General features: G+C 39.9%; 18 protein-coding genes. 16 read left to right on the forward strand and 2 right to left on the reverse strand.

The features are described from left to right. Positions 1-15 precede the first annotated feature (15 nt). From I2I04_RS08910 to I2I04_RS08950, 9 genes are all read left to right on the forward strand, one after another. Positions 16-255 carry an acyl carrier protein gene (locus tag I2I04_RS08910; protein WP_195654836.1) on the forward strand — a complete coding sequence of 80 codons (240 nt, stop codon included), beginning with the start codon at positions 16-18 and terminating at the stop codon, positions 253-255. After that, positions 239-994, forward strand: a complete 756-nt coding sequence (locus tag I2I04_RS08915) for an SDR family NAD(P)-dependent oxidoreductase (protein ID WP_118195469.1) — start codon at positions 239-241, stop codon at positions 992-994. Before I2I04_RS08910 ends, I2I04_RS08915 begins: the two co-directional genes overlap by 17 nt. Before the next feature lie 29 nt (positions 995-1,023). Continuing rightward, positions 1,024-2,430 carry an AMP-binding protein gene (locus I2I04_RS08920; protein ID WP_195654837.1) on the forward strand — a complete coding sequence of 469 codons (1,407 nt, stop codon included), beginning with the start codon at positions 1,024-1,026 and terminating at the stop codon, positions 2,428-2,430. Further along, positions 2,431-3,513: an acyl-protein synthetase gene (locus tag I2I04_RS08925; RefSeq protein WP_195654838.1), complete on the forward strand. Its 1,083-nt coding sequence runs from the start codon at positions 2,431-2,433 to the stop codon at positions 3,511-3,513. Positions 3,514-3,515: 2 nt separating this feature from the next. Continuing rightward, entirely contained in the window at positions 3,516-4,700 is a 1,185-nt protein-coding gene (locus I2I04_RS08930; RefSeq protein WP_195654839.1) for an acyl-CoA reductase, read from the forward strand. After that, positions 4,697-5,809: a dTDP-4-amino-4,6-dideoxygalactose transaminase gene (gene rffA, locus I2I04_RS08935; RefSeq protein WP_195654840.1), complete on the forward strand. Its 1,113-nt coding sequence runs from the start codon at positions 4,697-4,699 to the stop codon at positions 5,807-5,809. Before I2I04_RS08930 ends, rffA begins: the two co-directional genes overlap by 4 nt. Before the next feature lie 18 nt (positions 5,810-5,827). Next, positions 5,828-7,171 carry an ArnT family glycosyltransferase gene (locus tag I2I04_RS08940; RefSeq protein WP_195654841.1) on the forward strand — a complete coding sequence of 448 codons (1,344 nt, stop codon included), beginning with the start codon at positions 5,828-5,830 and terminating at the stop codon, positions 7,169-7,171. 570 nt (positions 7,172-7,741) lie between these two features. Beyond that, the gene (locus tag I2I04_RS08945) at positions 7,742-9,226 is read left to right on the forward strand and encodes an MAC/perforin domain-containing protein (protein ID WP_195654842.1); all 1,485 of its coding nucleotides are present in this window, start codon (positions 7,742-7,744) and stop codon (positions 9,224-9,226) included. Positions 9,227-10,066: 840 nt separating this feature from the next. Further along, positions 10,067-11,620, forward strand: coding sequence for an ATP-binding protein (locus tag I2I04_RS08950; protein ID WP_195654843.1), 1,554 nt, complete (start codon positions 10,067-10,069; stop codon positions 11,618-11,620). A 171-nt stretch (positions 11,621-11,791) separates the two neighbouring features. Here the strand turns inward: I2I04_RS08950 and I2I04_RS08955 are convergent, their stop codons facing one another. Next, positions 11,792-12,403, reverse strand: coding sequence for an HU family DNA-binding protein (locus tag I2I04_RS08955; protein ID WP_195654844.1), 612 nt, complete (start codon positions 12,401-12,403; stop codon positions 11,792-11,794). Positions 12,404-13,006: 603 nt separating this feature from the next. On the opposite strand from I2I04_RS08955, the gene I2I04_RS08960 reads away from it, so the two are divergent. From I2I04_RS08960 to I2I04_RS08990, 7 genes are all read left to right on the forward strand, one after another. Beyond that, complete coding sequence (locus tag I2I04_RS08960) at positions 13,007-15,091, forward strand: BT4734/BF3469 family protein (RefSeq protein WP_195654845.1); 2,085 nt, start codon at positions 13,007-13,009, stop codon at positions 15,089-15,091. A gap of 81 nt (positions 15,092-15,172) precedes the next feature. After that, positions 15,173-16,297: an AAA family ATPase gene (locus tag I2I04_RS08965; protein ID WP_087320810.1), complete on the forward strand. Its 1,125-nt coding sequence runs from the start codon at positions 15,173-15,175 to the stop codon at positions 16,295-16,297. Between the two features lie 120 nt (positions 16,298-16,417). Beyond that, positions 16,418-18,253 (forward strand): ABC transporter ATP-binding protein, encoded by a 1,836-nt coding sequence (locus I2I04_RS08970; RefSeq protein ID WP_195654846.1) that lies wholly within the window; start codon positions 16,418-16,420, stop codon positions 18,251-18,253. Positions 18,254-18,282: 29 nt separating this feature from the next. Next, positions 18,283-19,086 (forward strand): polysaccharide deacetylase family protein, encoded by an 804-nt coding sequence (locus I2I04_RS08975; protein ID WP_143256787.1) that lies wholly within the window; start codon positions 18,283-18,285, stop codon positions 19,084-19,086. Beyond that, positions 19,083-20,039 carry a glycosyltransferase family 2 protein gene (locus I2I04_RS08980; RefSeq protein WP_143256788.1) on the forward strand — a complete coding sequence of 319 codons (957 nt, stop codon included), beginning with the start codon at positions 19,083-19,085 and terminating at the stop codon, positions 20,037-20,039. Before I2I04_RS08975 ends, I2I04_RS08980 begins: the two co-directional genes overlap by 4 nt. After that, positions 20,023-20,442: a GtrA family protein gene (locus tag I2I04_RS08985; protein WP_117809346.1), complete on the forward strand. Its 420-nt coding sequence runs from the start codon at positions 20,023-20,025 to the stop codon at positions 20,440-20,442. The genes I2I04_RS08980 and I2I04_RS08985 overlap by 17 nt, the downstream gene beginning before the upstream one ends. Positions 20,443-20,488: 46 nt before the next feature. Continuing rightward, positions 20,489-22,468 (forward strand): LTA synthase family protein, encoded by a 1,980-nt coding sequence (locus I2I04_RS08990; protein ID WP_195654847.1) that lies wholly within the window; start codon positions 20,489-20,491, stop codon positions 22,466-22,468. Here the strand turns inward: I2I04_RS08990 and I2I04_RS08995 are convergent. Further along, positions 22,455-24,227, reverse strand: a complete 1,773-nt coding sequence (locus tag I2I04_RS08995) for an ArnT family glycosyltransferase (protein ID WP_195654848.1) — start codon at positions 24,225-24,227, stop codon at positions 22,455-22,457. The two genes, I2I04_RS08990 and I2I04_RS08995, sit on opposite strands and share 14 nt — an antisense overlap. Positions 24,228-24,232 lie beyond the last annotated feature (5 nt).

Genomic DNA, 24,232 nt, shown 5'->3' on the forward strand with positions numbered 1-24,232 from the left:
ATTATATAATAGGAAATGACAAATTTGGAGAAGTATAATCAGGTGTTTATCTCAACTTTGGAGATTACAGAGGATAAATTGCACGGGTTGAGCTATCAATCGGTAGAGTTGTGGGATTCAGTAGGTCATATGACTTTAGTTGCTAACTTAGAAGACGCATTCGATATTATGATGGAGACCGATGATATTATTGATTTATCGTCTTATGAGAAGGGAATTGAGATTTTGACAGGAAAGTATGGCGTCGAATTATAGTGATTTACGTGGGAAAACAGCTCTGATTACTGGTTGTAATCGTGGTATTGGAAAAGATATTCTAACTAAGTTTGCTTCACAAGGAGTTAATATAGTAGCTTGTGTCCGAACTGCTTCCAATGAGTTTTCAGCATATTTGAATACTCTTTGTGAGAACTATGATATTAACATAGAAATTGTATTTGTTGATTTAGCTAATCCGGAGAGTATTACTTCTGCTATGCGGGAGATTTTTCAGAAGAAAATACAGATAGATATTCTGATAAATAATGCAGGAGTGGCTTTTGGCGGTTTATTTTCGATGACTTCAATGGCAAAACTCCGGGAAGTTTTTGAAATAAATTTCTTTTCCCAAGTTCAAATAACACAGTATGTGGTGAAGTGGATGAGGAAAAGAGGCTGTGGAGTAATTATTAATATGGCGTCAATTGCAGGTATTGATGGAATGGAAGGATTTACAGCATATGGATCAAGTAAAGCAGCCATGGTTTATTTGACTAAGATGTTATCTAAAGAATTAGCAACGAGCGGAATTCGAGTTAATGCTGTGGCACCTGGGTTGATTAATACAGAACTCGTTAAACAGTTAGACAATAAAGCTGTAAATAAGATGGTTGAACAGAGTAGCTTGGGGCGTTTGGGAACGCCAGATGAAATAGCAGAATTAGTTGTTTTTTTATCGTCTGATTCATCTCGCTTTATTGACGGTCAAATAATCCGGATAGATGGAGGAATGTGAGTGGGAAATAAAATAATATCTTTGATCTAATGAATTCAATAAAAGATATACTCCAAAAATATATGTTGTCAGTTCTTGCCGTTGATGAGGATGGGAACTCATATAGCTATTCTCAAGCTTTGTCTTTTGCAAGAAATATCGGACAGGTGTATCGTGAACGACCTTTAGTATTTTGTTTAGCAGAAAATAGTATAGGTTCGTTGATGGGATATCTTTCTTTTATGCAGAACCGATGGGTAGCTTTGATGTTGGATGCTAAATTGGATTCTGAATTATTACAGGGGCTGGTCGGAAAGTATCAGCCGAATCTTATCTGGATGCCTGATTCCAGAGTGCGGGAGTTTATAAATGCAAAGCTGATATATCAGGATTATGGATACTCTTTAATTGAATTGAATTCCGATCAAATTCATTTACATACAGATTTAGGACTGCTTCTAACCACATCAGGAAGTACCGGGAGCCCTAAATTAGTGCGCCTGTCTTATCAAAATCTTTCAGCAAACGCTTTTTCTATAGCTGAATATTTAGATATTACAGCCGAGGAACGACCGATAACGTCGTTACCTATGTATTATTCTTTTGGGTTATCAGTTATCAATAGCCATATAATAAAAGGAGCAACTTTGCTTTTATCTAAACGTGGATTGATGGAGAAGGAGTTTTGGAATATGTTTAAAGAGCAGAAGGCTACTTCTATGTCAGGTGTTCCTTATACTTTCGAAATGCTTCACCGTTTGAGGTTTCAGCGGATGAATCTTCCGGATTTGAGGACGATAACACAGGCTGGAGGCAAATTGAATGATAATTTGATTGAATTTTTTGCATTACATGCGCAAAAGACGGGGCAACGCTTCTTTGTAATGTATGGACAGACAGAAGCTACAGCGCGAATGAGCTATTTGCCATATCAACAGACATTGGATAAAATTGGGAGCATTGGAATACCCATTCCAGGAGGACGTTTTATGTTGATGGATGATTTGGGAAATGAAATCACTGAAACTGGGAAAAGTGGCGAATTGGTCTATTTTGGAGAAAATGTATCTTTAGGATATGCTGAGTCACAGGACGATCTGTCGCTGGGGGATGAAAATCAAGGATGTTTAGCAACGGGGGATATTGCTCAGGTGGATAGTGATGGCTATTATTATATTGTGGGGCGTAAAAAGAGGTTTATTAAGATATTTGGGAACCGAGTTAATTTAGACGCCTCTGAGCAGCTTCTGAAAGCACTTTATCCGGATATTGTATGTACTGGTAGGGATGATAAGATGTATATTTATACTCTCCAATCCGGAAAGGAAGATGAAATCCGGTCGTTTATAGCTCATAAGTTAGGTATTCATATTTCGGCTTTCGTGGTAAGGCAGATAGATGAAATACCTAAGAATAATTCAGGGAAAGTATTATACGCTCATCTAAGTATAGAATAAATGATTGATATTAACGCAATATTAGAACAAGGCCCTTATTCTTTGAGCAGAGAAGAAAAGGGCGTATTGATGGATCAGGTCATTCGGGAATTAACGAAGTATCATGCGGAGCATTGCGAGCCATATCGTAAGATTCTTCAGGCTTTGAATCTGGACTTAAATAATCTACCTTACTATACGGACTTACCTTTTTTGCCTGTTCGTTTATTTAAGGAGTTCGACTTAGTGAGTGTTCCTCGAAATGAGGTTGTTAAAACAATGACCTCTTCTGGGACAACGGGACAAGCTGTCTCTAAGATCTATTTAGATCGCGAAACGTCTAGTCTGCAAACAAAAGTTTTGGCTAAAATAGTTTCTTCATTTATTGGCAACCAGCGAGTTCCGATGTTAATTCTGGACAGTTCGGAAGTAATCAAGAACCGGGCTATGTTTTCAGCACGGGGAGCGGGTATATTGGGGTTTTCAATGTTTGGATCCAAGCGCTATTATGCTCTTGATGCTGAAATGAAACTTGATGTCGAAGGAGTACGTTCTTTTCTGGAGCAGCATAAAGATCAACCGATATTCTTGTTTGGCTTCACTTTTATGATTTGGCAGCATTTCTACAAGCAATTGAAGGAACTGGATGTCCATCTGGATCTAAGCAACGGATTACTGATACACGGAGGAGGCTGGAAGAAATTAATTTCGGAGAAAGTGAGCCCAGAAGAGTTTAAACAGCGATTGTCTGAAGTTTGCGGGCTGTCAAAAGTGTACGACTACTATGGAATGGTTGAGCAAACGGGAACGATTTATATGGAATGTGAATGCGGGCATCTGCATGCTCCTCTTTTCTCTGATGTATTGATTCGTAGAACAGAAGACTTTAGTCTTGCTGGAAAAAATGAGAAAGGACTGATACAGGTTGTTTCTATGTTGCCAAGAAGCTATCCCGGGCACTTTTTGCTGACTGAAGATGAAGGTGTATTGTTGGGCGAAGATGATTGCCCATGTGGTCGTAAAGGAAAATACTTTAAGATATTAGGACGGATTCAGAATGCGGAAATCCGAGGATGCAGTGATACATATCAATTAAAACGATAATTATGGAATGGTTGTTTAATCAATATAAATCAGATGAGGAATTTCAACAATCCTACCCCTTATCACCTTTCTCTGATGAGGTAATTCTTTATTTGAATGAGCTTTCGTCGATATTACTCCGGATGCCTGAAATAAGGCATTATCCGGATGTAGTGACATTTGCCTTTTTCTGTAGAAAGGCAAATCTGTTACGTCTTCAGAAAGAGCATGCAACTAATTCTTTGCGTTTGGGGCGGGGGCTTGTTTTTCATATTGCTCCCTCTAATGTTCCGGTCAATTTTGCCTATTCTCTAATTTGTGGATTATTGTCGGGGAATAATAATATAGTGCGACTTCCGGGAAAACAGTTTCGTCAAGTAGATTTAATTGTTGAAGCGATTCGAACACTTTCAGGCGATGAACGGTTTGATACGGTTTCCCGAATGGTTCATTTGATTAAGTATGAGCGTGGTGGAATAGAAACTACTACCTATTCGGCTTTAGCTGATGTTAGGGTTATTTGGGGAGGTGATGAAACTATTCGTACCATCCGTCAATCACCACTTCCTCCGCGAAGTTATGATATCGCATTTGCCGACCGTTATTCTGTTTGTGTGCTTAATGCAATATCTATACTTGAAGAGTCTTCTTTAGATAAGATTATTGAAGGCTTCTATAATGATACTTATCTGTTTGATCAGAATGCCTGTTCAGCACCGCAGCTAATGGTATGGGTAGGTACGGCGGACAAGATAGAAAAAGCAAAGGAATACTTTTGGACTGCTTTGCAGCAGTATGTTGACCGGAAATATAAGTTAGAACCAATCTTAGCTGTTGATAAATTGTCTACATTTTATAGACAGGCTATTTTGTCGGATGTGATAAAGGAGGAAAATAAGAACAATAACTTATGGCGTGTCAGGTTGAGGGAATTATCCTCTGATATTCCTCAATATAGGTGTGCTGGTGGATATTTTTCTGAATATTCAACCAACGATTTTAACGATCTGGCATCTATTGTTACTACTAAATATCAAACGTTGGCTTACTTCGGATTCTCGAAAGATGAGTTGCAACAGTTTGTTTTAAATAATCATATTAAAGGAATAGATCGTATAGTGCCAATTGGCAAAACGACAGATTTCTCTTTGATTTGGGATGGCTATGATTTAATAACAATGTTATCACGTGAAATTTCAATCTTATGATACCTTTTAATAAACCTTATTTAACAGGAAAAGAGGCACATTATATGTACCAGGCAGTGTATGGTGGCAAACTTTCGGGTAATGGGATATTTACCAAGAAATGCCAGGAGTATTTTGAGAAACAGTATGGTTTTAAGAAGTCTCTATTGACGACTTCTTGTACTGACGCTCTGGAAATGTGTGCTATACTGGCTGATATCCAGCCGGGTGATGAGGTGATTGTTCCTTCATATACCTTTGTTTCAACAGCATTGGCTTTTGTTCGTCAAGGAGCAAAGATAGTATTTGCTGATAGTTGTCCTGATAATCCGAATATTGACGCTACACGCATTGAGGAACTGATTACTCCTAAAACAAAGGCGATCGTTCCAGTTCATTATGCAGGAGTGGCTTGTGATATGGATCTTATTATGGATTTGGCACGAAAATACAATCTTTTAGTGATTGAGGACGCTGCTCAGGCGATTGATTCTTATTATAAAGGAAAGCCTTTGGGAAGTATCGGGCATTTGGCAGCTTTCTCATTTCACGAAACTAAAAATATAATTTCTGGGGAAGGCGGAATGTTGGCTATCAATGATGAACGATTTATCCGTCGTGCAGAAATTATTTGGGAGAAAGGTACTAACCGTGCCGAATTCTTCCGTGGGGCGGTAAACAAATACGGTTGGGTTGATACAGGGAGTTCTTTTTTGCCTTCGGAAGTAATTGCTGCGTTTCTGTGGGCGCAGTTAGAAAATTTGGAGAATATCCAATTGCGTAGGAAAGAACTATGGAACCGGTATAATGATGCATTATCAGCAGTAGCTTTACCAAATATTACTCTGCCTAATATTCCTGATTATGCAACCAACAATGCTCATATGTATTATTTGGTTTGTCAATCGTTGGAACAGCGTACTGAATTAATCAAAAAGCTGAAAGAGAATGAAGTGTTAGCTGTATTTCACTATTTGTCATTGCACAGTAGTGAATATTATCATAATAAACATGATGGAAGAGTATTGGCTAATACAGATCATTTTGCAGACTGTTTGCTACGCTTGCCTATGTTCTATGAGTTGACAGATGCGCAGGTCGATGAAATAGTTCGTATTATTGGTAGCTAATGTAAAAACCTTAAAATAATGAAGAAGAAACTAGGTTTATTATTCTTGACAGCATTTGTTGTTAGAGCCATCTTTTGTTTATCTTATAACATTAATGAATTATATCCAGATGCTGCAGGGTATCATATGTATGCAGTGAACCTAATCAATAATGGTTATTTTTCGCCTTTGGAATCCCCTACGGAGGATGTGTTTTTTAGGGAACCAGCAACTGTTTATATCTTGAAAGCTGCGTATCAAGTTGCTTCTTTTTTTGGTGTGGATGTACTCCCAATTTCTGATTATTCTATTGAAAAATATGCAGTATTGGAATATCATCCAGAATTTTATTGGGGAAGGTTGGCTTTTGCTTTTATAGACTCTATTTCTATTTGTTTCTTCTTCTTGACTTTACTATATTTTACTACGGAGAAAAAGGCGACAATTGTTACGGTCATATATTTACTATTTTTTCCATGTTTTTTCTATTTACAAACCTTGTTAAGGGATTCTTTTCAAGTAAGTTTACTGTTAATCCTTAATTACTTTTTTGTTCGATATTTGTTTAAGGGGAGCCGAATATCTTTGTTTTTAGTCGGATTATTACTTGGGATCGCAATTCTGACGTTGAAAGCATTGGCAGTTATTGGATTGGGGATTGTTATATATATATTTATTATTCATAGACGATCTTTAAAAAGGTTCTTTGTAGATGCTGCTTTAGTAACTATTGTTTCTTGCTTAACGATAACTCCTTGGATGATGAAAGTTTATAGGTCATATCCTGATGTTAGGATTGTTAAGGCACTTGGCACTTCTTTTACATTTGATATGGGTGAGTTTTGTACGGCAATGAGAGTGTATCGTTTTTCTGGCCAAATACCGGTTAATGATGCTGAGCAAATATTGGTGAATACTTGGGCAATGGATAGCAAAAAGCAATTTGCACTCTCATTTGATGGGACATTTAAGCATCAAGCGGATTCGGTTTATGCACTTATGGGTGATAAACAGGAGTACTATAAGCAGAAGTTTCATTTATATTCTTATCGTAGAGCTGTAGAAAATTCTTTTTATCCAACTGGTTGGGGATTGCTGTATAATTTTATGTTTAAGTTAAATGAATCTGTGATATCAATATTTCTTTTAATGGGTGCATTGGGTTTCTTAGGCTTTATCTTATTCTTCAGGAAATATTGGAAAGGGTTGATGGTTTACTCTTCTTTAATAGTCACAATGCTTTTTTTACCGTCATTTGGAGATGAAGGTAGAAGGCTACTGGTATTTTATTCTATCTGGATTCCTTTTTCTTTATTGCTAATTAGTAAGATATATTTTTATGTGAAAGGTAGATGGTGCTTTGAGTTGAGGGGTAAATTATAGCAACTTATAGTTGGGATGAATTTTAGGTAAGCGTCTTTTAGCCTGGTTATTTGAAAAAAAAGAGCAACAGTCTTGTTTATATCTGTTAAAGAACTATATCGATAAAAAGTTATTCAAGCTTGGGGCTTATTAGTTCTCCGTTGACAGTTCTTTTTTGAGCGTAAAACTAAAAGAAGCTTACAACTTAGGTAGCTGCTTGATAATTTCACAATTACACCTGCTTTAAGTATATCTTATTTATGATATGTTCTTGTGGACTAAGATTTTGAATGCATAATTCTGGTGCGTGTCCTCTTGATATTTAATTATTAGGATAAACATATCCAACTATAGGAGGTTCTATTCGAATCCATCCTCCATGATTATAAATTAATATTGGGGGGGCTAAAGTTGTTAAGTGCTCATCGTGTACGGTATGATAATATTCATAAAGTGGAACTGTAAACTCGGTCATTTCTTCATAAACATACCCTAAAATCGTGGATTTTCTAAATTTATTACTCTTATTTGTTGTATTTGAGAAACAAATGTTTATATTTGTTATATTGTTAAACTTTAAAGACTATTATTATGAAGAAAATTTATCTATCATTGTTCATTGTTTCTCTTTTCCAGGCATGTACTTCAGATATGGATGAAGTTTTACTGCCAGATGAAATAAGGATGAATAAAGTCATGACTAGACAGGCCTCAGATGGGGAATATGACTTGCTGGGATTTAGTTACGATATTACCGGTGATTATTTACATGTAGATAATGCGAAAAAAATGGTCGTAGACATCAAATCTTTTATCGAAGATCCTAAGAATAAAGATCGATTTTACAACCCAGCAACAATAATTGCGAATGAGGATTTCTATGCAGGTGCAAATGTGGAGGAGTTTTTACAAGAAATAAAAGATAAAAGAATAACAGAAGGTTCAAGTGGGTTAAAAATAGGGCCCTTGTCATTATCAGGTAGTGCTAAAGTAACAAAAGAAAAAAATGAGCGATATTCATACTCAAATAAATATTCATTTGCTCGCGTAGATATAATAAAAAGGATAAAAAGGCTTTATCTGGATGTTGTGGATGCTAATGATCTAATTCCTTATTTGTCTGTTGCATTCATCGAAAATCTAAATAAAATGACACCACAACAATTCGTTGAAGAATATGGTACTCACGTGTTACTTGATATATCTATTGGTGGACGTTTGCAGTTTAATTATAGGTCCGTAATAACTGAAACAGACAGCAATACTGAAAAGAAAAAAATAGTAGAAGCAGGTGCAAAAACTAGTATAGGAATTTTTGGTGCCAGTGGAAGTGGTTCTCATGAAACAACAGAAATTAAAAATCTTAATAAGAAAAATTCAAATTGGGATGTTCAAATCAGTTATCACGGTGGTACCAATAGTGGGCTTAATTATTCGTTAACTTCAACTGAAGGTCTAACGAATATACAATTTAATAAGACTCAATGGGAGGAATCTGTAAATGATAGAAATGCGGCATTAGTGGATATTAATTGGAGTAAAACATTTCCTATATATGAATTTATAGCAGATGCCACGAAGAAGCAGCAAATAAAAAAGGCGGTTGAGAATTATTTGGAAGGCAAGAAACTTCAGACAATGAACCTTATTCCCATGTATGCGCTATTTGACTTGAATGTGTATGACTGTCTTTATACAACAAATTTGAAAGAATATTTAAGCTACCCCATAAATAATGTAACAAAGCATGGTGCCTGTTTCTATGTACATAAAACTCAAGAACCTAACACGATTCCAATTTATAGAGTTTATGATGCAAGTGGACACGACCATATATATATAGTTAGAGGAGGAGAAGCGGAGCTTAATCAATATTTACCATGGACTCAATATGAAGGAATTGAAGGGTATGTATATAGTCCATATCAAACCCCACCAGCGGGTACAATCCCTGTCTATGCTTTTTTTGCTGAAGAAAGCTTAAATTGTATACTTATAACAGATGAAAAGGAGATTCCTAGCTATTCCGAATGGTGCATATATAATGGTATTTTATTTTATGCATATCCTGTATAGATAAAAAACAAAGGACTCAACAAGAGCCCTTTGTAGTTGGTAATAAAACGGGTGTCCGTGAGAAATAACCTTTTTGAAAATGCTCTAATCAAAAACTCTGTCATTAAATGATGTATTTTTTGATTAGTAATGAAGAATATAGAACGAAAAAATATCTGGACGAACTCGTTTCTTTACGTAATAATGGTATGATCAAGGTTATAATCGGTACGTCTAGGTGCGACCTTATTGGCTCTTCGAAATATTCACTTCGTATTTCGAAAGCGACGGTATTTATTAGGTCGTTTTGCAGAATGAGAATATTATAATATGGATGTTGCAATTGAGGCAGCCTTGGATTTATATAAATTGTTGCAATACGATGAAGCTGTTTTGTAATGGGGAAGATATGTTTGCCCTATTTGTGGGATGGAATTCTTGGTTGGGGATTTGTCGTATCTGGTAAATGCTATAGTTTTGGAAAACCATATGGATATGTTTATGAATTAGCTCCATATGTAACTTAATAACATTGGGCATAGGGTAAATTGCCGAATAAAACTAGCACTTTTTATAAAAACTGCAGGTTTTATTCGGCAATTTACCCTATATTTGTCTGTATAACCCTAAAACAAGAAATGATGGATACGCTTTATAGATCATATTACGGTAGATGGTTATACCTTTGGAGTAGGTGGAAAAAATAAACCGCAGAAGCAGGCGCATGATGTGGAGAATGTGTATGTTGTGAAAGATGATATTGAGTACGGGATGCGAAATGTGATTCCTCTTTGGGTATTTGTTTCTTTATATTGAGATAATATGTATATTTGTATGATGTGAACTTAAACAGATTGAAAGATGAGTGGCAAGATTTACCCTATCGGTATACAGAACTTTGAAAAAATTCGTAAAGGTGGCTATTTTTATATTGATAAAACAGCATTGATTTATCAATTGGTGAAAACCGGAAGTTACTATTTTCTGAGTCGTCCGCGCCGTTTTGGCAAAAGTCTGCTCATTTCTACGCTTGAAGCCTACTTTCAAGGAAAGCGGGAGCTCTTTGAAGGGTTGGCTATGGAGAAGCTGGAAAAAGATTGGATAACGTATCCTGTATTACATCTTGATCTTAATACGGAAAAATATGATACTCCGGAAAGTTTGGAGAACAAACTCAACGGGGCATTGGTGGAATGGGAGAAGATGTATGGCGCAGAGCCCTCGGAGAGATCCTTAGCGATGCGTTTTGAGGGGATTATTAAACGTGCCTGTCGACAGGAAGGACAGCGTGTGGCTATTCTTGTGGATGAGTATGATAAGCCGATGTTGCAGGCCATTGGTAATGATGCCTTGCAAAAGAGTTTTCGCAATACATTGAAAGCTTTCTATGGCGCATTGAAAAGTCAGGATGGCTGTATTAAGTTTGCTATGTTGACGGGAGTTACCAAGTTCGGTAAATTTAGTGTGTTCAGTGATTTGAATAACCTGAATGACATTTCAATGTGGAACAAGTATATAGACATTTGTGGCGTCAGCGAACAGGAGTTATACGATAATCTGGATGTTGAGCTTCATGAGTTTGCCAACATACAAGGGGTGACGTATGAGGAGATATGTGCCCGGTTGAAAGAGATGTATGATGGTTATCATTTTACGCACAATTCTAAGGGAATGTACAATCTTTTCAGTCTGCTTCATGCTTTTAATCGGAATGAGTTTGGGAGTTATTGGTTTGAAACGGGTACTCCTACTTATTTGGTGGAGTTGCTGAAGAAACACCATTACGACCTTCATCGGATGGCTCATGAAGAAACCGATACCCAAGTGCTGAACAGCATTGACTCTGAATCTACCAATCCTATTCCGGTAATCTATCAGAGCGGGTACCTTACCATTAAAGGGTATGATGAAGAATTTGGAATTTACCGTTTAGGTTTTCCTAATCGCGAAGTGGAGGAAGGATTTATCCGTTTTCTGCTTCCTTATTATGCGAACGTGGATAAAGTGGAATCTCCCTTTGAAATTCAGAAATTCGTTCGTGAGGTACGTGCCGGTGATTACGAATCTTTTTTCCGTCGCCTGCAAAGTTTCTTTTCCGATATTCCATACGAGCTTGCTCGCGAATTGGAGCTACATTATCAGAATGTACTTTATATTGTATGTAAACTGGTAGGTTTTTATGTAAAAGCGGAATATCATACGAGTGAAGGCCGTGTGGATATGGTATTGCAGACTGACAAGTTCATTTACATTATGGAATTTAAACTGAATGGTACAGCGGAAGAAGCTCTGCAACAGATAAATGACAAACACTATGCCCGACCATTTGAAACGGATCCACGAAAACTTTTTAAGATTGGTGTGAATTTCAGTGCTGAAACGAGAAATATAGAAAAGTGGTTGGTCGAAAATTGAACTGCCCCTGCGCCGGAAATAAAATATTTATTTCTCATATTCTCATAAATAGATGCTAAACATTAGATAATCAATAATGTAAACTATGAGAAATACTTTTAAAATTGGTATTTCTCATAGTTTTATTCGCAAATAGACCTTGATTTGGCTTATTTCTCATACCTGTTGAACTCATTTCTCATAATGTCCCGGTGTTGGTATATAAATAGGCTGTGTGGGCTTACCTATATTCTGTAAGTAGCCTTGTGCTTTAAGGCGACGGATTTGCCTACTGGCCATACTTTGAGTGAAACTGCAGAGCGACTGCATATTACTACGGGTTAATACGGGGTGAGTTGCAAAATATCCAGTGAGTTTCTTGTCGATCTCTTCTTCAGAAAGAGAAGCGGAATGTGGCTTGTATTTTGAACGTCGTAGATGAGTGCTCATGCACAAACCTTTTAAATCTCTATCAGCTTGGAAGTTAATGGACTTAAGTTTTACTTTGTCTGCACGGGTGGTAAGTGAGTGCACGGGTTCGGTGGCCTGTAGTGTAACCTGAAAATAGCCGATTCCATCCAGGTGTACTCGTTCTCCCTCGCACAGATGGTTGCCCATGCATCTGCTCAATTCCATTAACATGGCTTCTACTTCTGCTTTCCCGAAAGTGGTTGCCATGTGGATTTCTCTTGCCAGCTTTTGAGTGGTCACATGTTGAAAATTAACCACCCGTGGGTGGTAACTAGGTTCTTCCCCTTCTTTTTCCGGTTGGGGATTCTTATAAAACTCGAACTGTATTGCCATCTTTGTTTTAATTTAATGGTTGTTTATATGTTATGTACTGATGCTCTTAGTGTATCTCGCTTTTATTCTTTTATTATTCAACCGCCATCCTGATTGTTCCACTAGAGTGAACGGCTCTTTTCACTCTAGTAGACAGAACTTTTTACTGTAGTGAACAGGCCTGTGCACTCTAGTGGAACGATTGGGATGCTCTTTCAAAGATACGACATTATTAGGTGAAAAACAAGTAATTAACTAGTTGTTTGCATGAAAGAAATAGCTAGATGTTTGGTAAGATAAGCTTGGCGGATAAATAGGAGAACAGTTGTGTCTGACTATGAGAAATACCCTGAAAGAGTATGAGAAATAGCGGTTTTTTGAAGAAAATCGATGAGGATTGTATGAGAAATACCTATTTTAAAAACGTTTCTCATAATGTACTTCTTTGATTATATGTGCTTTATCTGAAATCTATGAGAATATGAGAAATAGAATTGAAAAATCTTTTCTAGTAGAAAGATGAAATAAGTATTCTCTGAAAAGTTGTTTGTGTGGAATATTTACAGTATATTTGTATCGTAATAATCGCCCTACAAAACACATGCAGGACAAATAAATGAAGTAATGAGAATAACACTGGTAAGAGACGATGGCAAGGTGAACACTATGCGTACGTTAAGAATCGAACAGCTCGTAGAGCAAATGAAAGTGGAAACCAAAATGCAGCCCGTCTCAAAAATGAGAGAAGTCCTGCCTTTTATGCTTCCGGGTGATAAAAATGATTATGTACAGAAAGTACCGAAGTTAATACCCGCCGCAGCCTTTTTTCGCAAAGGCGGCATAACGGCGATGAGTGAATATAACGGAATTGTGATGATTCAGGTCAACAACTTGTCCGGACACATGGAGGCGGATGAAGTGAAAGAGCGGGTAAAGGAGCTTCCGCAGACTTACTTAGCTTTCACCGGATCTTCCGGAAAGTCTGTGAAAGTATGGGTACGTTTTACTTATCCCAATGATCTTCTGCCGACAACTAGTGAGGAAGCGGAGCTTTTTCATGCGCATGCCTATCGGTTGGCAGTGAAGTTTTATCAGCCACAACTTCCTTATGATATTGAACTGAAAGTACCTTCATTGGAGCAATATTGTCGTTTAACTTTTGACCCGGACCTGTATTTTAATCCCGAAGCAATGCCTATTTATATGAAGCAGCCTGCGGCTATGCCGGGTGAGGTGACTTATCGCGAACGGGTACAAACGGAAACGTCACCATTGCAACGGCTTGCGCCGGGATATGAAAAATGCAATGCGCTTTCTGTCCTTTTCGAAGCGGCTTTTGCACGTGCGCTGGATGAAGAGGCTGATTATCATCCGGAAGGAGACAAACAATCGCTGTTGATTAATCTTGCTGGACATTGTTTTCGTGCCGGTATTCCTGAGGAAGATACAGTACGGTGGTCTCGTGCCCATTATCGCTTGCCGAAGGATGATACATTGGTTCGGGAGACTGTGCGGAATGTATACCGGTCTTCAGAGGGATTTGCGAGTAAGAGCAGTCTGTTGCCGGAACAATTATTTGTCATGCAGATGGATGAGTTTATGAAACGACGTTATGATTTCCGTTTCAACCAACTGACATCACAAGTGGAATGTCGTGAACGAAATAGCTTTAATTTTTATTTTCGTCCGGTGGATAAGCGGTTGATGGCAAGTATTGCAATGAATGCACATTATGAAGGGCTTAAACTTTGGGATAAAGATGTGGTACGTTATCTGAATTCGGATCATGTGCCGGTTTATCAGCCTATTGAGGACTTTCTTTATGACCTTCCTCATTGGGATGGTAAAGATCACATCGGCGATCTTGCCAAGCGAGTTCCTTGTGATCATCCTCATTGGGGGCAATTGTTTCGGCGCTGGTTTCTCAGTATGATAGCACATTGGCGTGGAATGGGAAAGAATCATGCAAACAGTACTTCTCCTATATTAATCGGTCCACAGGCTTATCGTAAGTCTACATTTTGCCGGTTAATTTTGCCTCCATGCTTGCAGGCTTATTATACGGATAGTATTGATTTTAGCAGGAAGCGGGATGCCGAGCTATATTTGAATCGTTTTTTACTGATTAATATGGATGAGTTCGATCAGATTGGCATTAATCAGCAGTCTTTCCTCAAGCATATTCTACAGAAGCCTGTTGTCAACACACGGCGACCGAATGCTTCGGCAGTGGAGGAACTCCGTCGGTATGCTTCTTTTATAGGAACGAGTAATCATAAAGATTTGCTGACGGATACTTCCGGCAGTCGTCGTTTTATCGGTGTGGAGGTGACTGGAGTGATTGACGTGGTCCGTCCTATTGACTATGAGCAATTGTATGCGCAGGCAATGGCACTGCTGCGCAGTAATGAGCGCTACTGGTTTGATGAGAAAGAAGAGGCTATAATGACGGAAGCTAACCGGGAATTTGAACAGTCGCCAGTAATTGAACAATTGTTTCAGGTGTATTATCGGGCGGCAGAGGAGGAAGAAGAAGGAGAATGGCTGCTTGCTGCGGATATATTGCAGCGGATACAAAAGGCAAGTAAAATGAAGTTTTCTTCCGGACAAGTTAATTATTTCGGGCGTATCTTGCAGAGATTGGGCGTAAAGTCGTTCAGGAAAACACGCGGGGTTTATTATCATGTGGTGCCTGTTGGGCAAGGGTGATGATGAAATAATGCACGAGATGTGCATTTTATTATTTTATAATAATTATCTTTGCGTAATAACGTGGGATATACGAAGACTATGATAAGAAATCCTTTTATAACAAGTGGATATGTGTCTGCTGATTATTTTTGTGACCGTCAGCAAGAAAGCGAACAGTTGGTACGCGAAGTGATGAATGGGAATAACCTGGCTCTTGTCTCTACCCGACGAATGGGAAAGACGGGCCTGATCCGTCATTGCTTTCAGTTTCCTGAAATTAAGCATGGCTATTACACCTTCTTTATTGATATATATGACAGCCGGTCATTGCGCGATTTGGTATTTGCGCTTAGCAAAGAGATTTTGGAAGTACTGAAACCTGTGGGGAAGAAAGCTTTGCATGGTTTTTGGGAATGTGTGAAATCTTTGCAAGCCAGTATCTCTTTTGATGTGAATGGTATGCCTTCTTTGAATTTGGGATTAGGAGATATACAAGCTCCGGCTACTACGCTCGATGAAATCTTCCGGTATTTAGAGCAAGCGGATAAGCCTTGTTTGATTGCCATTGATGAATTTCAGCAGATTACCGGATATGCAGAGAAAAATGTAGAGGCTACTCTCCGGACTTATGTGCAGCATTGTAATAATGCGCGTTTCATTTTTGCCGGGAGCCAGCGACATGTGATGGGGAATATGTTTCTGACGCCTTCCAGACCTTTTTATCAAAGTGTGTCAATGATGCATTTGGAAAGTATTCCTTTAGAAGAATACATTCGTTTTGCATGTATGCATTTCAAACGTGCAGGCAAAGAAATGGAAGAAAGTGCTGTTACCACAGTTTATCAACAGTTTGAAGGAGTCACATGGTATATACAAAAAGTATTGAATACACTTTATGATATGACCCCGGAGCACGGAGTCTGTAAAGTGGAAATGGTGTCAGAGGCCATTCGGCAGATTATTGATTCATTCAGATATACTTATTCGGAAATCCTTTTTCGTTTGCCGGAAAAGCAAAAGGAGTTACTGATTGCTATCACTAAAGAGGGAAAAGCGAAAGCTATCACTTCCGGTGCTTTCATAAAGAAATACAGACTGGCTTCAGCCAGTTCTGTGCAGTCAGCATTGAAAGGATTATTAGAAAAGGATTTTGTGACCCAAGAAAAGGGAGTGTATCAAATATATGATCGTTTCTTGGGTATTTGGTTGAAAGAGAATTATTGAGTCATTTTTCGTTTGTTGAAATGTGCTTTTCGATAAATCGCGTTAATAATTAGCTGAAACTACTGCCTGTTAATCAGTTTTATTGTATCTTTGCGGTCTTAACTTTTTTAATGGTAAATAATGAAGGAATTTCTACAACTAATGCGACGTTTCGTGTCGCCTTATAAGAAGTATATCGGCTGGGCTATTTTGCTGAATATTTTGTCTGCTGTATTCAACGTATTTTCGTTCACTTTCTTGATTCCTATTCTGAGTATTCTGTTTAAAACAGAAGGAGCGGATAAAGTATACCATTTTATGGAATGGGGTAGTGGAGATTTAGCGGATGTTGCCAAGAATAACTTCTATTATTACATATCTCAGATGATCGTGGATAATGGTCCCACTATGGCTCTTATATTCTTGGGACTGTTCCTGATGGTAATGACATTGTTTAAAACCGGTTGTTACTTTGCTTCTTCAGCCGTGATGATTCCATTGCGTACAGGAGTGGTACGTGATATTCGTATTATGGTGTATGCTAAGGTTATGCGTCTGCCGATGTCTTTCTTTTCGGAAGAAAGAAAGGGAGATATTATAGCTCGTATGAGTGGTGATGTAGGAGAAGTGGAAAATTCCATCACTAGTTCATTGGATATGTTGATGAAAAGTCCAATTCTGATTATTATATATTTTGTGACATTGGTTACGGTTAGTTGGCAGTTGACACTCTTTACTATCGTTGTGTTGCCGGGAATGGGCTGGTTGATGGGAGTGGTCGGAAGAAAACTGAAGCGTCAGTCATTGGAGGCGCAGTCGAAATGGAGTGATACAATGTCGCAATTGGAAGAAACACTAGGAGGCTTGCGCATCATCAAGGCTTTTATTGCGGAAGATAAAATGATTAACCGCTTCACCAAATGTAGCAACGAGCTCCGGGATGCGACAAACAAGGTTGCCATACGTCAGGCTATGGCTCATCCGATGAGTGAGTTTTTAGGAACAATCCTGATTGTAGCTGTATTGTGGTTTGGAGGTACATTGATTTTGGGACAGAATGCAAGCATCGATGCTCCTACATTCATCTTCTATATGGTTATCTTATATAGTGTAATCAATCCGTTGAAAGACTTTGCAAAAGCTGGATACAACATTCCGAAAGGTCTGGCTTCCATGGAACGTGTTGATAAAATCCTGAAGGCAGAGAATAAGATTAAGGAAATTCCGAATCCGAAACCGTTGAAGGGTTTGAATGATAAAATAGAATTTAAAGATATCTCTTTCAGCTACGATGGTAAGAGAGATGTGTTGAAACATGTAAATCTGACAGTTCCTAAAGGGCAGACGATTGCATTAGTAGGACAATCCGGCTCCGGGAAATCTACATTAGTCGATTTGTTGCCACGTTACCATGATGTGCAGGAAGGCGATATCACTATTGACGGAACGAGTATCCGTGATGTGCGTATTGCAGATTTGCGTAGTTTGATTGGTAATGTAAACCAGGAGGCTATTCTGTTCAATGATACATTCTTCAATAACATCGCTTTTGGTGTGGAGAATGCTACAATGGAACAAGTGGTAGAGGCGGCCAAGATTGCCAATGCACATGATTTCATTATGGAGAAACCGGAAGGATATAATATGAATATCGGTGACCGTGGTGGAAAATTGTCCGGTGGTCAGCGCCAGCGTATCAGTATTGCCCGTGCCATCCTGAAGAACCCTCCGATTCTGATTCTCGATGAGGCTACTTCTGCTTTGGATACCGAATCAGAACGTCTTGTGCAGGAAGCGTTGGAACGTTTGATGAAAACACGTACGACGATTGCTATTGCCCACCGTCTTTCTACGATTAAAAATGCAGACGAAATCTGCGTATTGTATGAAGGAGAAATTGTGGAACGTGGTAAGCATGAGGAACTTATAGAATTAAACGGTTATTACAAACGCCTGCATGATATGCAACAATTGTAATGCAGCATTTGTAATTTTTTGATAGTGCAATGATATTATTAAGTTTTGATACAGAAGAATTTGATGTACCTCGTGAACATGGCGTAGACTTTTCGCTGGATGAAGCGATGAAAGTATCAGTCTATGGTACGACTAGAATACTGGACTGCCTGAAAAAGAATGGGGTGAAAGCCACCTTCTTCTGTACAAGCAATTTTGCAGAAAATGCGCCGGAGGTGATGCGGCGCATTATGGACGAAGGACATGAAGTTGCTGCGCATGGATGTGACCATTGGCAGCCGCAGGCTTCAGATGTCAGTCGTTCAAAAGAAATCCTGGAACGTCTTACCGGCAGAACGATAGAAGGCTATCGCCAGCCACGTATGTTTCCCGTATCAGATACAGAACTTGAACGAATGGGGTATGTGTACAACTCCTCATTGAATCCCGCATTTATCCCCGGAAGATATATGCATTTGTCGGAGCCGCGTACCTGCTTTATGACAGGCAAACTGCTTCAGATCCCGGCTTCTGTAACTCCATGGATTCGTTTCCCGCTATTTTGGTTGTCTTGTCATAATCTGCCGATGTGGCTTTATCAAAGCCTGATAAACCGGGTATTGAAGCATGACGGATATTTTGTGACTTATTTCCACCCGTGGGAATTCTACCCATTGGGTGAACATCCTGAATTTAAGATGCCTTTTATCATCCGCAATCATTCCGGTAAAGGAATGGAGGAACGTCTGGATATGCTTATCCGCAACCTGAAAGAAAAAGGCTATCCTTTTATGACTTACTCGGAGTTTGCGCAGATAAAACTGGCTGAACTAAATAAACCGGACAAAAAATGATTAAATTGGCTATTGTATCCCCCTGCTATAATGAGGAGGAAGTGTTGGAAGATTCGGCCGCCCGTTTGACAGCCTTGTTTGATGAGCTGGTGGCAAAAGAAAAGATCAGTGCCGACAGCTTTGTGCTCTTTGTGAATGATGGCAGTAAAGATCGTACATGGAGCATTATTAAGAAACTGCACGGGACGAATCCTTATATAAAAGGAATGAATCTGGCAAGGAACGTGGGGCATCAGTATGCCATCATGGCCGGTATGATGACCGCTAAAGACTGGAGTGATGCCGTTATTACCATTGATGCCGATTTGCAGGATGATCTGAATGCGATTGAGGAGATGATAGATGCCTATACGGAAGGATATGATGTAGTATACGGGGTGAAAGTATCCCGTCAGGCAGACCCGATGTTGAAACGTCTTTCCGCAACGGCTTTTTATAAATTACAGCACCGGATGGGAGTAGAGACTATCTACAATCATGCGGATTTTCGTTTTTTGAGTCGGAGAGTACTGGAACAGTTATCTCATTATCAAGAACGTAATGTCTATTTGCGTGGTATTATTCCATTGTTGGGTTTCCCTTCTACTACGGTAGATGATGTGATCCGGGAACGGACAGCCGGAACCTCCAAATATACAGTAAGAAAGATGTTCAGCCTGGCTTTAGACGGAATAACCTCTTTCTCGGTAAAGCCTATTTACGGTATTGTTTATCTGGGAGGTATCTTTGTCTTCATCAGTATTCTGATAGGAATCTATGTGCTTTACGCATTGATTTCGGGCACTGCGGAACACGGCTGGGCCTCTTTGATGTTATCTATCTGGTTTGTTGGCGGAGTTGTTCTATTGTCTATAGGAGCTGTCGGACTGTATATTGGTAAAATCTATAAAGAAGTAAAACGTCGCCCGCTCTATAACGTGGAAGAAGTGTTGTACGATGATCAGAATAAGTAAGGCTATACTCGACAAGCATCCGGACTGGCGGGATAAGTTCTGGCAATTCGTCCGTTTTGGAGTTGTCGGCACTATATCTTCGGCCATTCATTATGGCGTATATTGCCTGGTCTTGTTGGTTGCGAATGCCAACATCTCCTTTACGGCAGGTTATGCAGTGGGATTTGTCTGTAACTACTTTCTGACTACTTTCTTCACTTTTCGTTCCAAGCCATCCTCTCATAATGCGATCGGCTTTAGTTTTAGCCATCTGATTAATTACTTGCTTGAAATCGGTTTGCTGAACCTCTTCCTTTGGATAGGGGCGGGTGAACTGCTGGCACCGATACTGGTAATGATCATTGTGGTACCGATCAATTTCCTGATTCTTCATTTCGTCTACATCTACAAAGGGAGAAAATAATTTTATTAGATCTCTTTTATTTAATTCATAAAAAGAAAAGGCTATTATGAAACGTTTTCTAAATCTTGTAGTATATATACTTACGATACATGTTTCGGCTTTGCTGATCGCAGGGCTGTTTCGCCTGGTACTTTTTATCTCATCCTATCATCAATTGACTTCTGAAGCCTTGTCGGATAAGAACCTGTCGGTGCTTGCTTTTGTACATGGTGTCTGGTTTGATAATGTGATAGGTTGCTACATACTTCTGTTGCCGCTGGCAGTTGCGGTGGTGTGTGGAGTATGCAACTATTATGGGAAAGCGTTGTTCCGTTTCTTTACGATCTTTTTCAGTGTCTTTTATGGATTGGTTTATTTAATCAGTGCGTCGGACATTCCTTATTTTGCCTATTTCTTTAAACATATCAACTCTTCCATATTCGAATGGTTCGGTTATGCGGGGACTACTGCCGGAATGATACTGGGTGAAAGTGCCTATTACCTGTCCATCGGATTATTCCTGCTCTTTTTGGCCGGGTTTATAGTATGGCTTGTCTGTCTGGCGCATTATTTCCACCGTCGCAGCCTTACCATTTCCGCTCCGTTTCCTTATTGGAAGAGAGGAGTTGCGGCTTTGGTTGGAGCTTGTCTGATCGGTCTCTGCATCTTTGGAATTCGGGGGCGTACAGGTTATAATCCGATCAAAGTGAGTGCGGCATATTTCTGTCAGGATGCTTTTCTGAATCAGTTGGGAGTAAGCCCCACTTTTAATCTGCTGACGAGTGTGATGGATGATATGCGTCCTGAAAATAAGTACTTGCATCTGATGGATGAGCAGGAAGCCATAGCTAAGGCGCAAGCCCTGCTCAACCGTCCGGGAGAGGCAGCCGTCTCACCATTGGCTGTGTACAGGCATGCTTCAGAACCAGATAGCGTGCAGCAAGGTCGGTCCAATGTTGTACTGATTATGATGGAATCTATGTCCAGTAAACTGATGAAGCATTTCGGGCAATCAGAGACGCTGACTCCTTTTCTGGATAGTCTTTATACTCGTTCTCTTAGTTTCCGTAATTTCTATTCGGCAGGAATCCATACGAATCATGGTTTGTATGCCACCTTATATTCTTTCCCGGCGATGATGAAACGGAACCTTATGAAAGGTTCTGTCATTCCCCGCTATTCGGGACTGCCTACTGTTCTGAAAGAAAATGGTTATTATAACCTTTTCTTTATGACGCACGAAGGGCAGTATGACAATATGAACGCATTCTTCCGGACAAACGGCTATGACGAAGTGTTCTCACAAGAAGATTATCCGGCTGATAAGGTTGTGAATAGCTTTGGAGTGCAGGATGATTTCCTGTATGACTATGCAGTTCCCGTATTGAATCGGCGGGCTGCCACCGGAGAGCCTTTCTTTGCTACTTTGTTGTCCATCAGCAATCATCCGCCGTATGTGATACCTCCTTTCTTCCATCCGAAAACGAGTGAACCCGAGACGCAGATTGTTGAGTACGCGGATTGGGCTTTGCGTAAGTTTTTTGAAGAGGCACGTAAACAGCCTTGGTTTGATAATACGATATTTGTGTTAGAAGGAGATCATGGCAAACTGGTGGGAGACGCCGAATGTGAGCTGCCGGAATCTTATAACCATATCCCGCTGATGATTTACTCCAGTCGTATTCATCCGGAAGAGAGAAATACTTTTGGGGGGCAGGTAGATATACAGCCCACGATATTGGGGCTGCTGAATATTGATTATCTGCAGAATAATTTTGGAGTGGATTTGTTGAAGGAAAAACGTCCCTGTATGTTTTATACTGCCGACAATATGATTGTGGGACGCAATGATACGTTATTGTATCTTTATAATTACGAGACGCAGCAGGAATTCACTTATCATATAGACAATGGCAAATTGAAAGCCGTCCCGATGGACGATCACTTTCTGCCTTTAAAAGAATATAGTTTTTCCATGCTCCAATCGGCAGAGTTCCTTGTGAAGCATGGAAAAACGGTAAATTCGCTCCCTTTTACTCAACAATAGGGGTCGTTTCGGTATTTTCAGGCTGTTCGTTTTTAACGAACTTGTATACTTTGGCTATTTGCCGGAGCACTCGTTTGGGAGATTCGTAAACCTGTTCAAACTGATACCCCTCCTTCTCAAATTCAGGAAGATATTTTTCTGCGTCATTGGTGCCGATCAGCAAGAAGCCTTTGGTAGGACGTTTCTGATAGAAGTTGTCGAGACGGTTATGCAGATAGAAATTAATCTCGAAGTAATGCACAGGGTCACCTGCCGCATGCAGACTTTCTTCAATGAATTCGTAAATAGTTCCTTCGCTTTCCGGCGCAATCTTTTCGATCTCTGCAGCGACGAATTTGACGGATTTCGAATTTAATGCTGCCGGCTGATAAGCACCGTCCAACGCAAGGTATAATCCCATGGTAAGCACGACGAGAGCATACAAGAAGCGGTTGCTCAATGTGTGTTTCCGTTGATAGAACCACCAGTAGATACCGAGGACGGTAGGAACGGCAACCAGAAACAAGGCTCCTGCGCCGCTGATATTCTGTATGGCGCGCATGAAATTAATGTTGTCCTGTGCGTGACGCCCGTGGAAAATTGTTTCCGGGATGAGTCCGCATTTTAACACAATGAAGCAAGTGAACAGCAACAGACTGATTACCGCAAGAATACTTCCATATACTTTAATGACTTTGGATTGCTTCTTGACCAGATAAAATAAATATTTGGCAAGGAAATAAGCGATGAAAGGATAGATAGGCATCAGATAGACACTGCGTTTGCTCTGCGGGATGCAGTAGAAAACGAAGATTACGACGATGCTGGTGAAAGAGAATAAATCCACCGGATCCATATTCTTTATCCATGCAGTGAAACGTTTCCACCAGGCGGCCGGCCGGATGCTGAACTTATGGTAAGTCAGGCTGAACAGGGAAAGTACGGCCAACAGTGTCCAGGGGACGTAGCCGGCAAATAAGGTCACAAAATTATAGTGCCAGGGGTTCACGCATGAATTATAACTCATGGTATTGGTCATGCGGCCGAGGTTTTCCTCCATCACTAATGCGAGGAATTCTTCTCCGCCTTGTTGGTAGGCGGCTACGTACCAACAGAAGGGCAGAATGAGAGAAAGGATAGCCCAGGCGGAAAGTAGCAGGAATGCCTTGAAGAAGTTGACACCCCGGAGTAACAAGAATATGCCTACAACTAAACATGGAATGATAGTGCCTACCGGTCCTTTAGTCAGTGTTCCGCAGCTCATCAGGAGAATGGCCAGCCAGGGAATGCCTTTGAGCCCTTTCTCATACCATTTGTAGAGACAATAAAGAGCACCGACAGTGAGCGCTGTCAGCACCATGTCCACCCGGCAGTTTGCTCCGGCCCGGTGTAACTCGAAATTAGTCAGAGTGATAAAGGCAGCCAGCAACGACAGTTGCACTCCTTTTCTTTTGGCAAAGAACAGAAAACCGCAGAGAGTCATGGCGATCAAGGCGATGGCGGATGGCAGGCGGGAAGTCATTTCTGTGACTTGCCCTCCGTTCACTACTGCTGATACAGCAGCGATGCTCCAGTGAAAGAAAGGTGGTTTATAAGCCATTTCTCCTCCGTTGTTTCTGGGTAAGATCCAGTTTCCGCTATCCAGCATGGAGTAGGAAACAATGGATTCGCGAGGCTCACCTTTCGTGTGGTACTCCGACAAGCCGAGGAAAGGCAAGATAGTAACTACGCAAATGACTAATAACAGCCAGAAAGCTTTACTTGAAGTCAATGTTTTCATCTTTT

It is taken from the genome of Bacteroides sp. 1001136B_160425_E2, assembly GCF_015559655.1.
GTDB lineage: Bacteria > Bacteroidota > Bacteroidia > Bacteroidales > Bacteroidaceae > Bacteroides > Bacteroides luhongzhouii.

Excerpts from the sequence above, each read along its gene's own strand:
- I2I04_RS08910 (WP_195654836.1), top strand. The coding sequence starts at position 16 with ATGACAAATTTGGAGAAGTATAATCAGGTGTTTATCTCAACTTTGGAG.
- I2I04_RS08915 (WP_118195469.1), top strand. The coding sequence starts at position 239 with ATGGCGTCGAATTATAGTGATTTACGTGGGAAAACAGCTCTGATTACT.
- I2I04_RS08920 (WP_195654837.1), top strand. The coding sequence starts at position 1,024 with ATGAATTCAATAAAAGATATACTCCAAAAATATATGTTGTCAGTTCTT.
- I2I04_RS08925 (WP_195654838.1), top strand. The coding sequence starts at position 2,431 with ATGATTGATATTAACGCAATATTAGAACAAGGCCCTTATTCTTTGAGC.
- I2I04_RS08930 (WP_195654839.1), top strand. The coding sequence starts at position 3,516 with ATGGAATGGTTGTTTAATCAATATAAATCAGATGAGGAATTTCAACAA.
- rffA (WP_195654840.1), top strand. The coding sequence starts at position 4,697 with ATGATACCTTTTAATAAACCTTATTTAACAGGAAAAGAGGCACATTAT.
- I2I04_RS08940 (WP_195654841.1), top strand. The coding sequence starts at position 5,828 with ATGAAGAAGAAACTAGGTTTATTATTCTTGACAGCATTTGTTGTTAGA.
- I2I04_RS08945 (WP_195654842.1), top strand. The coding sequence starts at position 7,742 with ATGAAGAAAATTTATCTATCATTGTTCATTGTTTCTCTTTTCCAGGCA.
- I2I04_RS08950 (WP_195654843.1), top strand. The coding sequence starts at position 10,067 with ATGAGTGGCAAGATTTACCCTATCGGTATACAGAACTTTGAAAAAATT.
- I2I04_RS08955 (WP_195654844.1), bottom strand. The coding sequence starts at position 12,403 with ATGGCAATACAGTTCGAGTTTTATAAGAATCCCCAACCGGAAAAAGAA.
- I2I04_RS08960 (WP_195654845.1), top strand. The coding sequence starts at position 13,007 with ATGAGAATAACACTGGTAAGAGACGATGGCAAGGTGAACACTATGCGT.
- I2I04_RS08965 (WP_087320810.1), top strand. The coding sequence starts at position 15,173 with ATGATAAGAAATCCTTTTATAACAAGTGGATATGTGTCTGCTGATTAT.
- I2I04_RS08970 (WP_195654846.1), top strand. The coding sequence starts at position 16,418 with ATGAAGGAATTTCTACAACTAATGCGACGTTTCGTGTCGCCTTATAAG.
- I2I04_RS08975 (WP_143256787.1), top strand. The coding sequence starts at position 18,283 with ATGATATTATTAAGTTTTGATACAGAAGAATTTGATGTACCTCGTGAA.
- I2I04_RS08980 (WP_143256788.1), top strand. The coding sequence starts at position 19,083 with ATGATTAAATTGGCTATTGTATCCCCCTGCTATAATGAGGAGGAAGTG.
- I2I04_RS08985 (WP_117809346.1), top strand. The coding sequence starts at position 20,023 with ATGATCAGAATAAGTAAGGCTATACTCGACAAGCATCCGGACTGGCGG.
- I2I04_RS08990 (WP_195654847.1), top strand. The coding sequence starts at position 20,489 with ATGAAACGTTTTCTAAATCTTGTAGTATATATACTTACGATACATGTT.
- I2I04_RS08995 (WP_195654848.1), bottom strand. The coding sequence starts at position 24,227 with ATGAAAACATTGACTTCAAGTAAAGCTTTCTGGCTGTTATTAGTCATT.